13 protein-coding genes are annotated in these 15,136 nt (G+C 49.8%); all 13 read left to right on the top strand.

Going from position 1 to position 15,136, the window contains the following annotated elements; translation table 11 throughout:
- The first annotated feature begins 48 nt into the window (after window positions 1–48).
- A complete protein-coding gene (locus tag V6936_RS11220; RefSeq protein ID WP_336579882.1) occupies window positions 49–1,260 on the top strand; it encodes a tyrosine-type recombinase/integrase in 1,212 nt (403 codons plus the stop codon).
- 207 nt (window positions 1,261–1,467) lie between these two features.
- Window positions 1,468–2,190, top strand: coding sequence for an ATP-binding protein (locus V6936_RS11215; RefSeq protein ID WP_336579881.1), 723 nt, complete (start codon window positions 1,468–1,470; stop codon window positions 2,188–2,190).
- The gene (locus tag V6936_RS11210; protein ID WP_336579880.1) at window positions 2,187–3,023 is read left to right on the top strand and encodes a hypothetical protein; all 837 of its coding nucleotides are present in this window, start codon (window positions 2,187–2,189) and stop codon (window positions 3,021–3,023) included. The genes V6936_RS11215 and V6936_RS11210 overlap by 4 nt, the downstream gene beginning before the upstream one ends.
- Window positions 3,024–3,125: 102 nt before the next feature.
- Window positions 3,126–3,356, top strand: a complete 231-nt coding sequence (locus V6936_RS11205; RefSeq protein ID WP_336579879.1) for a helix-turn-helix transcriptional regulator — start codon at window positions 3,126–3,128, stop codon at window positions 3,354–3,356.
- Window positions 3,357–3,360: 4 nt separating this feature from the next.
- Window positions 3,361–4,122, top strand: coding sequence for a Rha family transcriptional regulator (locus V6936_RS11200; protein ID WP_336579878.1), 762 nt, complete (start codon window positions 3,361–3,363; stop codon window positions 4,120–4,122).
- Between the two features lie 747 nt (window positions 4,123–4,869).
- On the top strand, window positions 4,870–5,115 hold the full coding sequence (locus V6936_RS11195) for a hypothetical protein (RefSeq protein WP_336579877.1): 246 nt from the start codon (window positions 4,870–4,872) through the stop codon (window positions 5,113–5,115).
- Between the two features lie 482 nt (window positions 5,116–5,597).
- A complete protein-coding gene (locus V6936_RS11190; protein ID WP_336579876.1) occupies window positions 5,598–5,819 on the top strand; it encodes a plasmid-related protein in 222 nt (73 codons plus the stop codon).
- Between the two features lie 10 nt (window positions 5,820–5,829).
- Window positions 5,830–6,894 (top strand): DNA cytosine methyltransferase, encoded by a 1,065-nt coding sequence (locus V6936_RS11185; protein WP_336579875.1) that lies wholly within the window; start codon window positions 5,830–5,832, stop codon window positions 6,892–6,894.
- Window positions 6,895–6,896: 2 nt separating this feature from the next.
- Window positions 6,897–8,423, top strand: coding sequence for a hypothetical protein (locus V6936_RS11180; RefSeq protein WP_336579874.1), 1,527 nt, complete (start codon window positions 6,897–6,899; stop codon window positions 8,421–8,423).
- 721 nt (window positions 8,424–9,144) lie between these two features.
- Window positions 9,145–9,459, top strand: a complete 315-nt coding sequence (locus V6936_RS11175) for a nucleotide pyrophosphohydrolase (RefSeq protein ID WP_336579873.1) — start codon at window positions 9,145–9,147, stop codon at window positions 9,457–9,459.
- Window positions 9,456–11,648, top strand: coding sequence for a DNA/RNA helicase domain-containing protein (locus tag V6936_RS11170; RefSeq protein ID WP_336579872.1), 2,193 nt, complete (start codon window positions 9,456–9,458; stop codon window positions 11,646–11,648). Before V6936_RS11175 ends, V6936_RS11170 begins: the two co-directional genes overlap by 4 nt.
- 662 nt (window positions 11,649–12,310) lie before the next feature.
- On the top strand, window positions 12,311–12,526 hold the full coding sequence (locus V6936_RS11165) for an antitoxin VbhA family protein (protein WP_336579943.1): 216 nt from the start codon (window positions 12,311–12,313) through the stop codon (window positions 12,524–12,526).
- 255 nt (window positions 12,527–12,781) lie between these two features.
- Entirely contained in the window at window positions 12,782–15,073 is a 2,292-nt protein-coding gene (locus V6936_RS11160) for an NACHT domain-containing protein (protein ID WP_336579870.1), read from the top strand.
- The last annotated feature ends 63 nt before the right edge of the window (window positions 15,074–15,136 follow it).

Raw genomic sequence — 15,136 nt, 5'->3', positions numbered from 1 at the left:
TTGACGGTAGTTGGCGGATACCGCCAGATTTTTGGGGGAAATACCGTCATGCCTCTTACAGATACCGCCTGTCGCCAAGCAAAACCTACCGACAAAGCCCGCAAGCTGGCTGATGGTGGCGGCTTGTACCTGCTGGTGAACTTGGTCGGCAAATATTGGCGCATGGACTATCGCTATGGCGGGAAGCGCAAGACATTGGCCCTGGGCGTTTATCCTGCCATTAGCCTGGCAGACGCTCGTGAGCGGTGCCAAGAGGCCCGTAAGCTGCTGGCTAGTGGCATTGACCCCGGGGAGCAAAAGAAGGCTGATAGGAGGGCCGAAAAGCTGGCCTCTGCCAATTCCTTTGAGGCAGTGGCTCGGGCATGGCTCGATGAGCGTGGACAGACGGTAGAGCCTGAGCAAAATAAGAAAACCCAATCCCGCCTGGAGAATGATGCTTTTCCTTGGCTCGGCAGGCGGCCTATTGCTGAAATAGATGCGCCTGAAATTCTGTCGGTACTTAAGCGCGTGGATGCTCGAGGGGCGAGGTACACCGCCCATCGACTACGCAGCGAGATAAGCCGGGTATTCCGATACGGCATTAAAGAGGGTTATTGCAAGACTGACCCAGCCCGTGATCTGGTGGGCGCAATCCCTCAAGCTAAGCAACAGCACTTTGCGTCTATTACCGATCCCGCCAAGGTGGGTGAAATGCTGCGAGCTTTTGAAGGCTTTTCCGGCACCTTTCCCGTTCAATGCGCCTTGCGGCTGGCTCCTATGCTGTTTGTGCGGCCTGGTGAGCTGCGCACTGCTGAATGGGCTGATATTGACTTGGAGCGTGCTGAGTGGCGCTATCGGGTAAGCAAGACAGGTACTGACCATCTTGTACCGTTGGCTCAACAGGCAGTGACCGTACTGCGTGAGCTGCAAGCATTGACTGGCCACGGGCGTTACTTATTCCCTGGTGGACGTTCCCCTACCGTGCCTATGAGCGGAGCGGCCATCAATGCGGCATTGCGTCGCATGGGGTACGACACCCGCACTGAGATAACGGGTCATGGATTTCGGGCAATGGCACGCACCATTTTGCATGAAGAGTTAGGCCATAAGCCGGAGGTCATCGAGCACCAACTTGCCCATAAAGTGCCTGATGCTCTTGGGGCAGCCTATAACCGCACGAAATTCATCAAAGAGCGTCGAGTCATGATGCAGGTCTGGGCCGATTATCTTGATGTGCTTCGTGTCGGCGGGAATGTGCTGCCAATGCCTCGAAGAGCGTAAAACGGATTGATCACCGATAGCGTCATTACGCTATCTGCGGCGCTGCTTAATCAGCTTGAGCCGTCAGGCTGTTTGTATGTCCAGTATAATCTACAGCAATATATAACGGTTTACGCCAGCATCTAGGCTGATCCCCGAAAGGCCGGAATGTCCACCGGCTTGGTGCTGGCCCTTGTTTACTTTGGACGACGTACTGGACGAGTGCGAATGAGTGGCTACGACTCAAAAAGTTGTAATGCGTTGGAGAAACCTTATTACCGCCCTATAGAGGCGGCATTGCGGTGGTGTGGGCTAATCGAGGAAGAAGCTCGTATATTGACTACGGTGGGTGATGATCTTGTTCCTGGCCCGGCTGTTTTTCCTCAGTGGCCATGCTTGCGTGCAAACTCTGAGCGAATACTGGAAGCGACTTTAAATGATGAGCTTCCATATGGCCGTGATGGCAGAACTGTACGGCCTGGAGATCAAGTGGCCAAACATCGCATCACGATCCGACACTCGGACTTGAAATCATGGATGGAAAAATTCTATCCAGGCCAAAAACCTGCATTTTTATTTGATGAGATCGAGCGCACAGCTCATGCGGCAATCAATGCAGATAGCTTCCGGGCACTTCAAGCTGAGCGCGATGCATTGAAATCACGGATAGAAAAAGCTGAAGTAGCTTGGAAAGAACAGGCAGCACCTGCAATAAAACAAATTGAGAGTCTTAAAAAGCAAGCCACACAGATGGCAACTACCGAGCGCAATACGCTGCTAGTTATTATTGCCGCACTCTGCAAATATTCTGAAATCGACCTTAATGAACGTAGCGCGACCGCAAGCCTGGTGCAGCGAACAGATGATATCGGCGCTCCTGTTTCGGACGATACAGTAAGAAAAATCTTAAATCAGATCCCTGATGCCGTGGCAACGAGGAAGAGAGCATGAGCAAGCTATTTACTCTCAAGAAATGGGTAACTCTTATTGAAGCTGCTAACTATCTTTCAGTAGCTTTTGGTGAGCTTGTTAGCGAATCGGATGTAATCCAATTGGCGTTAGATGGTCATTTGAAGTTATCTATTCGCCTTCTTAGTGATGTGTACGCACACCGGTGGTACAAAAAGCTTGAAACTGAAGTTGAGTACGAGGAAGTCAAATATGACTCGACAGATTGGCGGAATGGGGAAAAGACCTTCTATACGAGAATGGAGCCTGTTGGGGGGCGAGTAATACACTTGCCTGAGTTTTGCGACACAGGAGAGGTTTTGCAGTTGGGAACATGGGCGGTTAGTTATGCGCGGCACTTCCCGGAACGCGAGGTTGTAGATCTACCCCTTACGCGTTGCTCGCGAGTATTTTTATTGCAGTGCTTAGATGGTTTGAATGATCAACCTTCAACATATGATACGGGTAGATTGCTCATTGAGGAGGAGAGTGGCGATCTCTGGGATATTGAGTCGTATGAAGATGATCTCTTAGGCGATATTGATATAGTCGTGAAAACAAAGGCATTACGTGATCTTGAGGACTCTCTCACTCCAGCTGCGGACATGAGGAATGAAGCACCTCTATCTTCACGTGAAAAAAATACACTGCTCAGAATTATTGCAGGGATCACCGCAGCGAACTATAAGTCTTATACGGGCGAAAAAGGAACGTCTACAGTTTCAGAGATATTGCTGGATTTGCAAACTGTGGGGATTGAGGAGGTTAAAGAGGACACATTACGGAAGCGGTTACAAGAGGCTGCGGTGCATCTCCCTAAGAAGCCTGAAAATTAATAAATCAATACCCGAATTAGGTTCTTCCAAACCCGAGTTAGGACTAACACACCGTCTATCTTGCAACACTGTGCTCGTGATTAATTCTTATGCGAGTACAGCATGGCACAGCACACTACACAAGCCGAAGATCGGCTAATCACTGATAAGGAAGTCGCGCACCTGCTGGGTGCGTCCCGTTCCTGGCCTTGGAAGCTGGCACAGGATGGGAGACTGCCTGCACCTATCCGACTGACCGCACGCTGCACTCGCTGGCGCTTGTCGGAAATCCGCGCCTGGATGGCTGACCCACAAGGTTGGCAGGCCGCCAATGCCCCCAAGATGGAGGGCTGATGCCATGGCGACGACCAAAGAAAAGGGCCGCGACTCCGGCAAGAGCGCGACCCAGACGACCAGCACCCATGATACCGCGCTTGTTCATTTGAGCAAAGGCGTCCCTGTTACGGACAGTTTGGCAATTGCCCGAGAATTTGGACGCTCTCATAAGAACGTGCTGCGAACGCTGGATGATCTGATCGCAGACGGGACAATAAATCGGCTCAATTTTGAGCCGATCTCCTATACGGACGGGATGGGCCGCCAGCAACGTCTGTTCGAGCTGGACGAGCGTGGCGCACTGGTTGCCATGCCCTTCATTGGTGGACGGAAGTCACGCCAGGGTCAGACGAGGCTAGTTGATGCTTTCCTTGCCTTGCGTGATGCCAGCGTGAATGCGGCCAGAACACAAGCGAGGATTGAGAGCAGTGCTGCTCGCCAAGAGGCTGCAACCGGCTATCGCACCGTCTCAATGACGCTAGAAATGTGTCGTACTGAGGTGGGTAAGACGACTAAGCCCTACCACTACGCGAACGAAGCCCGCCTTATCAACTTCGCCCTGACCGGTAAATATGATGCTCTGAATCGGGACATGCTGAGTACGCACGACCTGCGCATCCTTGCGAACCTGGAAGTGCGCAATGCTGCCCTGATCGCTATGCGGAAAAGTTACGGTGAGCGTAAAGCCGATCTGCTCCAATACGCCAGTGCCCAGCGTATGCCGTGCCTACGGGCCAACAAGCGGCGTGCCGTGGTTTTTCAGGAGGTAGTGAGCCATACATAGCAAACCCACCTCCGGCAAGGCCTAACGTACACGTATCTTGGAGGCGCTGATGATGCGCCCCCACAACTCCTGCGAATTGCGCAAAATGGGCTGCTATCAGGCTCTCACGCGCATTAGCTAGTTACGCCGCTTGGGCTTAAAATCACCACTGAGCGCGTGAGTATCTGGGATGACGAACGATACCGGCACGACGGCATCGCCCTCTATGCGTTGAAGGTGAGAGCATGACGCTCACGGTTTTCCCTCTTGCGCATATTCAGAGCCTTCGGCACACTAAAAGTGCCGCTAAAACAACCGCGACCTGGTTTAGCAGCCGGTATCGACAAAGGCGGCCGAACCGCCGCCCAGGCGGTATTTTTACGTCCGTATGCACTTGTGCGCCATCTTTGGGCGGGCGATTGTGGGAAGGCGTCGGCCTGCCGGTTGCCTTTGTCACCGGTCTGCTAACCCTGCTTTCTGCCCACCCGTCTCATTTAGCAGTGAGGAGCGGGCCTAACCCGACAAAGGAGGCCGCTATGCGTGTCAATGCCCTCGCTTGTCCTGAGCAAACACAATCCCCTACAGAATTTACTCCGTTCCAAGCTGGTATACAGTCTACACGTGCCTGGTTTGCGTGTCCGGAACTATCTGCTGCTAATTCACAGCGATAACGCCCGCTGCGTCTTTGTGCGGGCAATCATTGATGATTCCGAAGCTGCAATCGCGGCTTCGCTCATGGGTTGGTCAAGGCAATGGCAGAAATGAGTCATGGCTAAGTCGAACCAGCTTTGTTACCTGATTGCGCAAACCGAGAACTGCGCGGCTCAGCTCTCTTCTTTGCTGGTGCTGCTATACGGCAACGACTGCAAAACTTTCAACTCGCTGTTTGAGCATGATCGAGACAATGTCCTGTGGTTGGACAGCGATCTGGCGACGAGGGTTGATAAAGGCTTTAACGGTAAGTCGGGAGGATGTAGTGACTACGCCCACGACGTTACTAGGGCAGCATGGTAAGCCTGTAACCTGGATAGCCTGACAGGCCAGATTTCTCACACCGCCAATGTGCTGGATGTTTTGGGCCGAGTCTTGCCTGATGATCTGTAAAATGCCCTGCTTCTTGGGGTAAGCTTTGAAGTCATGAAAAAAGCCCTACAGTTGCCGCGGAAAAACGATGGCCTTTTCCCCGCCTACTCAAAGAAAAAAGGCGGCACGAATGCATTAGTAGCGGTCAGCAAGCTATTGAGGCCGTGAGGCTTTGCCGGTAAAAGTTTTCAGCACTCGCTTAAGGACCGACTACGGGAACCAGGTTGCCCTAAGAATAATCACGATGCTATTCAAGACCACGAGAATGGCGAGATAGCGGAGACCTATGATCTAGGGCATACCCTCAAAACGATGTAGAGCTGGTTAGAGAAGGCGCAGGTTCAGTTTAGCTAACCATTATGGAGCAACTCTTTTGCGCAGATCACTTGTAGCGGACACCTGATGTATAATGGATGTACACTGGATGTCATGCGGAGACACATGTGAAAGAGTCAGGATTGCGAATAAGGGTAGAAACTCAATTGAGGGAAGAATTTCTACACGCCTGCCGGAAGGAAGATCTGACTGCGGCGCAAGTTCTGAGGGCGTTTATGCGGTCCTACGTGGAAAAGCAGCGCCAGAGGGAACAAGTTGACCTCTTTGATGCTCCCGCACGCGTAACAAAAATCGGATAGGAGAAGTTAGATGACAAGTTCTGCAGCGGTTGCCGTGGAAAAGTGCAACGAATATCTTGCAGAACTAGACTCGCTGTCGGTACCTACCAAGAAGAACGGCATGGGCTACGTATCCGTTTTTTGCGGTGGCGGCGGACTAGATTTAGGTTTCGCAGCCGCTGGGTATAAGCCTCTATTTTCATCCGATGTTATACCTGTCTATTGTGAAACAATTCACAACAACCTTGGCGGACATATTGCCGAGCCGCACGACATAACTGAATTATCCGGATTAGCCGTAGTAGACCGAGTGAGCTCGAACGTAGATGTGGTTATCGGTGGACCTCCTTGTCAATCGTTCAGCATCTTGGGCAGCCGAAAGTCCACGAGCGACCCAAGAGGCCAGCTAGTCTACGAATATGCTCGTTTTATCAAAGAGATCGGCCCACGGGCATTTCTATTTGAGAACGTTCCCGGAATATTGACGCTCAACAAAGGTGCTGACTGGAAAGAGTTGCTAGCTTTCTTTGAAAATAAAACTGGCTATTATATTCATTGGACGAAATTAAACTCTGTTTGGTTCGGAGTTCCCCAGTATAGGCAGCGTGTGGTCGCAATCGGCTTCCGTGATGAAGCGGATTACAGGCGCTTTAAATGGCCTACACAGCAGTACTCAGAGTCATGGTCTGAGCCGGAACTCGGTCTACGCGTTCCTCGTCCAGCACTCCTCGCATTTGAAGATGTTGGCCATCTTCCAAACCACATCCTTCGGCAGCACTGTGAGCGCGTATCAACTCGTTATAGTGAGGTGCCCCCTGGTGGTCGGGATCGGAAAGACCATACAGACCGCGTACATCCTGATCGGCCTTCAGGAACCGTCTTAGTCGGATCCGGCGCGGGTGGGGGAAGGCCGTTTATTCATCCCTTCGAGCATCGACATATCACGGTCAGAGAAGCTGCTCGATTGCAATCATTTCCAGACTGGTGGGTTTTTGCCGGAGGCCCTACTGCTGCGTACCGACAAGTTGGTAACGCGGTCCCTCCATTGATGGCGAAGGCGCTTGCCAACCAAATCGAGGCCGCTCTTAGAGGATAGCAATGCCGCGTTCCCTGCCTTACCCAGGCCATACATGGTCATTTACTCAACACGCTGTTGGGCTCAATGCGCGAACCTTGTATAACTTTTTGACGTGTGTCGCACCCTTCGAGGGCGACGTAGCGGGTTACGACGACAAAATTACGGCGCTGATGATTGCGTCTGGTGTACTCACTCCGAATGAGCGAGATGGCGCGGCAGACGCATGGCGAGATTATCAGCAACTGCTTGTCGAATTAGGGCTACTTTATTCGACAAAAATTTGCCGCGCTTTGACAATCACGGAACTTGGTCAGATGTTCCTGGCAGGGGAAATCGGTTTTTCAGAATTAGTCGGAATTCAAGCATTACGTTATCAATATCCTAATGGACAAAAATCGACGATTCAGTCTCGCCTACGCTCTGCAATGGAGGGGGGCCCGACAGCGTTGCCAACGACATTGATAGAGATTCAGGTTGATAGCCAAGTACTGATAAAGCCGGGACTGTTAGTTTTGAGGGTGCTACTTGAACTATATGAGGCTGGCTACGCCCCCTCTCTATCAGTCGATGAGTGTCAAGTGTATCTGTTACCATGCAAGAAAAATTCCGATTGGCCTTTAGCATTTTCGGAAATTATCGCCTACAGAAACTCGCCCGAGAATATTTCGGCAATCAATCGACATTCCCGTAGAAACGTACAAGACTGGTTCAAGTTTCTGAAGGAGTCTGATTTTTTCCAGCTTGATAGCCCGGGGACGATCTCCTTAACTGAATTTGCTCTCAGAAACCTAGAGCTAATGAAACGGCAGTGTGATATCGAAGAAGACAGCGCAAACTTTTGGGTCCCTACGTCCTTCGACAAACCTTCGCGGCTTAGTTGGTTTAGCTGGTTCGGACATGTACCGTATTCGGCTCAGGCACTATTACTGTCCGACGTGGCTGAAACAACCGAATACGTGCGTGAGAATTTCATTGCCGGGATTGAGGATAATACAAAAGACGACACGTTTGTATCAACCGACAATCTTGACTTAAACCTGCAGCCGTTGGATTTGGTCTATTTGGGCCGCAATACATCTCTTAATTTTTCCACTGACGTGGATGCACTAGCTGATGCACTCCGAAGAGGAGCACAGAAGAGACACGCTAAAACTCTATTGCATGATCGGATTGTCAAACAGTTAGCCACACAGTATATCGAACAAGGCGCAACGGTATATTCCGATCCTGATTCAATTGATTTGCTGGCGACTTGGCCAGATGGAAATTCGGCAATTTTTGAAGTTAAAACAGTGACTCGGCGTAGTTTCCAAGGGCGACTTAGGTCCGCCATTGGGCAGGTAGAAGAATACGCGTATCGACGTCAATGCGAAGGTAGCCCGAGTTCGGACCGAGTGATAGTCATAAACGCTGACATTGGGCATGACGCTTGGCAACGAGCGTTTCTGACTGACCATCTTGATATTGGGCTTGTGTGCACGACGGCGACATCTTATTCGGCCTATGCCCCAAACTCTTCGCGATCGCAGCGATACTGGGTCGAATAGAGGCAACCATAAAGGTTTCTAGAGGACCTGCGGAGCTCTAACGCGTATACAGTTGGTATGGCCCTTACTTTCCAACCGACCAATCCTGTCTACAAGCTCGTTCACGGGATGACCGTTATACTCGCTGAACCACTACGACAACGATGTACTCGGTACCAGTCAGTCTCCGACGTAAAGCCCGCGCCACTGTGGTTCAACAGACAGACGGAAAAGACAACTTATCTGATACCAACGTCAGCACCAAGCATTAACCTCGTGCGCCTCCGGGAAGTGGGGGAGGTCCCCGCCTCCGTTAATGATGATGCCTTTTCAAGTGTCTGCCGGAAAATTTTTGGCCTTGTGCCCTTAGCGGATTTTGCAAAAGAGTTATGGGGTCTACTAAATGCGATGCGCTTATTTTCTAGCCACAAGAAAACAGAAAAAAATCAGCGCCTTAGTAGTAGGTTTGGTTTCCAATGTTCCGGCCCCGGGGACCACTTAAAAATCCCTAGTATTTACAAGCATCTAGCGCGATTTTTAGTCTTTCCTTCAGACCAGATAATTCCCTAAGTTTGTGAGCCATGTACGGTTTTGGTACTGTGGCGAAGCGCTGAGTGTATTTTCTAGATACTTCGCGCGCACGGCTACCCTCGTTAAGGCCTTCCTAGTTCCTGAAAAGTGCAACTCGCTGCTGGGCAGGCTATCATCCATTCCAGCAACCTTATTCAGGAAAAGGCAGGAAATGGACCAAGTCATTCAGCGACTGCGCCGGTTCTGTGATGAGCGAAACTGGCAGCAATTCCACAATCCTGAAGATCTGGCCTTGGCGCTCAGCATCGAAGCCAGTGAACTTGAACTGCGAGAGGCTTTTCTATGGAAGATGCCCGAAGCCGCCGACTCTGAGAAGGTGAAAGAAGAGCTTGCCTATGCGCTGTTGTTGTCCGATGCGTACAACTTCGACATAGAGAAAATCATTCTAGAAAAAATCGAAAAGAATGAAGAACAGTATCCAGCAAGCAAGGCAAAGGGAACCGCAAAGAAATACATTGAGCTATGAGTCAGACCCACCTTGTCGAAGTGAACCGCTATAGGTTTTGCGCAGAAGCACTGACGGAAATTGAGTCCGATGCGTACGCGGCCAACAATTGGCCGCTCGTATATATCCTTAGTGATGAGAAAACATGCCGTGCCTACGTCGGCGAAACCACTGACACGATCACTCGCTTGGGTACGCATCTTAAGCACCCCCAGAAACAATCCTTGACGACGGTGCACCTTGTCAGTAGTGAACGTTTCAATAAGTCGGCGACACTCGACATCGAGTCCTCCCTCATAAAGTACATGTCAGCTGACGGCCGTTTCAATTTGCTGAACGGCAACCTGGGCTTGAGCGACCACAACTACTATCAGAGGAACGAGCTCTATTCCAAGATATTTCGGGAAATCTGGGGCAGGCTACGCAGGCACGGAGTTGCACAAAAGTCGATTGAAGTCATCGACAATTCAGACGTTTTCAAATATTCGCCGTACAAGTCGCTGTCGGCTGATCAACAGCAAGGCCTGATCCAGATAATGCGGTCTTTGGTCGACCCGGGGCTGAAAAATATCATCGTTCAAGGCGGCGCCGGCACTGGGAAGTCGGTACTGGCAATATTTCTTTTCAAGCTCATTCATTCCGATCTTGAAGAGTTGGATCTACGTGAGTTTTCCGACGAAGAAAAGGAATTGCGAGATCTTCTGCGACAGCTTAAGCAACGTCTTCCATCCCCTCGCATGGCCTTGGTGGTGCCTATGAATTCGTTCCGACGCACGTTGAAGAAGGCATTCGAGAATGTTGTCGGTCTGCATCCCAAGATGGTCATCAGTCCTTCGGAGTTGGCGAGGCAGAGCTACGACATTGTCCTTGTGGATGAGTCGCACCGCTTGCGCAAGCGCGTCAACCTGGGAGCATATTACGGGGCTTTCGATAAGGCCTGCGCCGCTCTTGATTTGGATAAAAGCACGTGCAGCGAGGTGGACTGGGTTATCCGCCAATCAGATAAGGCCGTTTTCTTCTACGATCCGAACCAGAGCATCAAGCCATCCGATGCCAACGCATCAGACTTTGATGACATCAAGTCTTCGCTAGACAGCAAGATCATGACACTGGTTTCCCAGTTTCGGGTTCGCGCGGGACTGCATTATGTGCAGTTCGTTGACGACCTTTTGAATATGCGACTTCCCGTAGGCAAGAAATTCAGCTCAAGCAAGTACGAATTTCTGGTCTTCGATGAACTGTCCGACATGTTGAGGGAGATCGAGCATAGAAATAATAGCTATGGCTTGGCACGCTTGGTGGCAGGCTATTCATGGAGCTGGGTTTCCAGAACAAAACCGGACTTGTATGACATTGAGATCGGTGATGTCCAACTGCGTTGGAACAGTACGAATGAGGACTGGATCAATGCGAAGGGTGCCGAGGATGAAGTGGGCTGTATCCATACCACCCAGGGCTATGATCTGAACTACACCGGAGTTATCTTTGGTCATGAAATTCGCTATGACGAAAGGCTGGATCAGATTGTCATTGAAAAGGACAGTTATCATGATCGGAACGGAAAGCAGACTATTAAAGATCCGGATGAGCTCAAGCAATACATACTGAACATTTATCGGACCATCATGCTGCGAGGCATACGCGGCACGTTTGTTTACGCTTGCGACGATGGTTTACGGAGCTACCTGAAGCGGCATGTGGAAAGCTATAAATCCAATGTTATTGCATTTCCGGAAGCCGCGAAGCCGCTGGAGCCATACATCAATGCAGTTCCTCTCTATGATCTACGAGCCGCAGCAGGCGGCTTCAGTGCGCTTCAGCATGTCGAACATGAAAACTGGGTGCTCGTACCTGAGGGCATGCCCGTGGGGAAGAATATTTTTGCCTGCCATGTGTTAGGCGAATCTATGAACAAGATTATCCCCAACGGTGCCGTCTGTCTCTTTCGCCTGAACCCCGGGGGTAGTCGCAACGGGAAAATCGTGCTGGTGGAATGTGCCGATGTCCAGGACGGCGACGCCGGTTCGCGTTACACAGTCAAGGAGTATCAAAGTTTCAAAGCGCGTACTGAAGACGGTACTGAAAATCTACAGATTTTGTTGAAGCCAAGGTCAACCAACCGGGAATTGACCACCATCGAGCTTAGCAATGACGATGATATGCATCGCTATCAGGTCGTCGGCGAATTTCTAGGTGTGATCAGTCCCTGATCCATATTCAGATATGGCCACTCAAGGCCAGGAAAGCTGATTGCGACGATATTGTTAGATTGCATCCAGTGCCCCTTCTTGCCGGACTGGTTGCGGGGGCAGGTCGGGCGGCTTTGCCTTGTTCCTACCCCTTGCCGGTAGGCTACATGGCCTTCAGCTGCGTCAAGGGTGAATGCTGTGCCCGGCATCCTCACCCGTTCCCTACGTTTTGTTGCGGGCTGCGGCCCCCGGACCCGCCCTTGACACCTCTTCCAGCCAGAATCACTACACGCATGCCGAATTAGGCCATATACAGCGCGGATGACGAGTCAAGGGGTTGGTGCGGCCCGCAGCCCTATGGGCGAGGACACGGTCCCTTGGTGCGGCAGAAGTGTTCATATGCCCCGCCTGGGGATGGATGTTCCGGGCCAATGATCTGTAACTTCTGCCCCCGAGGCTCCCGTCGGTCACGATAGAGAGTCCATAGGGGCAAAGCCTCTTTGGAAAGAGACCTCACGGATGACGCCCTATTGCTGTCAATCTGGAAAACCTATTTACAGGCAGACAAACAAGACAATGTCTGCGTGAAGCCTTATGTGCTGGTTTTCCCTACAAATCACAAAAAAAATTCCACATCTTGTAGGATAGCGTTACCTAAAGCACGGGAGACAACCTTGGCTAAGATGGGTTCGCACGAAACGGAACTAACCAAAACGATATCCGGTGCCGAGCGCGACCGGCGTGTAGCGGCCGTCAACTATGCACGCGCATCAGTTTGTTTGGAGGGACTCTCGCTCAGTGCAGCCGATGAAGAACATGCTCAACGGTTCATCGACGGGGACATTGTATTCGAAGAGTTTGTGCAGTCGCGTAATGCCTTGGCAGGCCCAAAAGCTTAGTCATGACGAAGAAAATATAGGTGATTGAAGCTAGTGCAGGATAGGCTGTCACCAGGATTCGTATTACATAAAATCTTTCGATCTGTAGGCTCTCACTTCAAGCCACCACTCAAAAATATCAATTACTGACTCTGGCGTATCTGTTAGAACCGTTTTCTTGAGGCTAGGTGGCTGATTAGGTAGAACTTACCGACTTAATTTAAAAGAATTTTGAAATTTACTGTTTAATTTTTTCCCATCTGGAGAAATAAATCGATGAGCCACTTGGATAAAGATTTTGAAAATGAAGTGAGGAGGATTGCCAGAGCAAAATGGCCGGATGCTCAATATTCCGGTGCAAAAATGCTAGACGGACGAGAGAGAGACGGAGTTTTTGAGACTGAAGACTCAATTAATTTTATTGAGGCGACAGTCTCATCAGGCACAGGGAAAGCTCGGGAAGATACGCGAAAGATATTCAAGTTGATTGTTGGCCATAATAAACTTTCAACCATGAAAGTCGCTGTTGGTTGGTTTGTAACAAAAAACGAACCTACTGCTGAGCAGCGAAAAGAGGTCCAGGAATCAGGCCGAGGTCAAGTAAAAGCTGTTTCATTTGCACAGTTTCAGCAAAGCTTGATTGATGTTAGGGGATATTTAGCAGCTCGCAAGAATCACATATTTGGAAGCGTACAAGATTTTTCTTCAACCGCTAAAGACCCCATAGTTCCTTTTATTGAAATAGGATTGTTAACTGGTGACCAAACGTTATTCATTGAAGAGATCGAGGCTCAGCTACTTGAAGGAAAACGCTTCGCCATAATTGGTCAGTATGGTGCCGGAAAAAGCATGACACTTAGAGAGCTTTTTTTTCGTCTTGAAAAAAAATACATACTCGGAAAAACATCGAAATTTCCAGTCTATATAAATCTTCGCGAGCATTCAGGGCAACGAGATCCCATTGAAATATTGGAGAGGCATGCTAGAAGCATTGGCTTTGATTCACCTAGTTCGCTTATAAGGGCTTGGCGAGCTGGATTTGTCATTCTGCTGGCTGATGGCTTTGACGAAATTGCATCTCTTGGAGTTCAAGGTACGTGGAAAAAATTAAAGGACCTGAGAACTCGATCTTTAGAGGGCGTTAGGCAACTCATACGCGCAAGCCAAGCTTCTGGTGTAGTCGTAAGTGGACGAAGTCATTACTTCGAAAATGATCGAGAGCTTAGTACTGCTCTTGGTCTCAGCGACGCAACTGTGCTAGCAGTAGATGAGTTCAATGAGACACAGATGCGCTCATTTCTAGCTGCATTTTCTCAGCAGGGGGAGACTATCTCCTTTCCGGCCTGGCTTCCTACTAGACCATTACTTCTTGGTTACTTAGCCTCTCGCAATTTTCTCTCTGAATTAAGCAGTGGAGAAAATCCACCTGATGCCGTAGATGGCTGGGATTATTTGTTAGGACGTATTTACGAACGAGAAGAGAAAATCGAAACGAACCTCGATGGCACAACATTAAGGCGCATTCTTGAAAGATTGGCTACTTTGGCGCGCACATCGGAAGATGGCTTGGGGCCAATCACACGGAGTAGTCTATTTTCTGCATTCACCGAAGTATGCGGTTATGAACCTGACGAGCAGGGTATCCTAGCCATTCAAAGATTACCGGGGCTTGGCATATATCGTGCTGAAGATGAAAGTCGGTGTTTCGTCGATAGCGAACTTGCAGCAGTCTGCAACGGGCGGGAACTGCTCCGCTTCTTTGAATCGCCGTATACCGTCGCAGCAGAACAAATTTGGGTTGATGCGATGAATAACTGCGACCGCCCGATTCAGGAAATTGGAGTTGAACTCGCCCATAGGAAACTCAAAGGACAAGGTGACATCCGCAAGAGTGTCCGACAAGCTGTCGCTTTCTTGAACACACGCACAGACCTTTCTTGTGTAAAGGGAGATGTTGCAAGTTTTATTATAAAAACCGACACAGCTCTGGACATAGATTTTCATGTCAAAGAAATCAATTTCTCTGAACATCAATTAGAGTTCGATGCAGAAAATAGCAATTTAAGCAATTTGTCATTTTCACACTGCCTCTTTGATCAAGTAGCAATTAGCCCGGCAATTGCCCCTCAGAATCTGCCGACATTTGACAGCTGCATGTTCCAGCAAATTGTTGGACGTGTATCGGTAAGAGATCTGCCACCCAATAAATTTTCCTCAAGTTGCGATTTTGTATCTTTTGATGCTACGGGGACGAGCGGTGCAATTCGGAGCACGCAGATGAACACAGCCCAAAAAGTGCTGCTTATAACCTTGAGAAAACTGTTCGTACAAAGCTTTTCTGGTAGAACTGAAAGTGCATTATATAGAGGTCTAGATGTCGATGAGCGCAGATACGTTCCGGATATACTGAGGCTTTTAAAGCGCCACGAACTCGTCACAGACTATTCTAAGGGAGACGGGGTTATCTGGCTGCCAGCGAGAAAAGCACTCGAAAGGGTTAAGAAGATCCTTATAGCCCCGGCTGAATGCAATGAGCAAGTTGTAAAAGATGCTTTATCTATCTCATAGATTCACGACCGCAATTTTGAGATTTCCTCTCTACCTTATGAGATTCGGGGCTGAGAGGATCGA

The organism is Alcaligenes sp. CHO6, from assembly GCF_037120595.1.
Lineage (GTDB): Bacteria > Pseudomonadota > Gammaproteobacteria > Burkholderiales > Burkholderiaceae_B > Alcaligenes > Alcaligenes ammonioxydans.
Note: the sequence above shows the minus strand (reverse complement) of the source record. Positions and strands in the feature narration are given on the sequence as shown.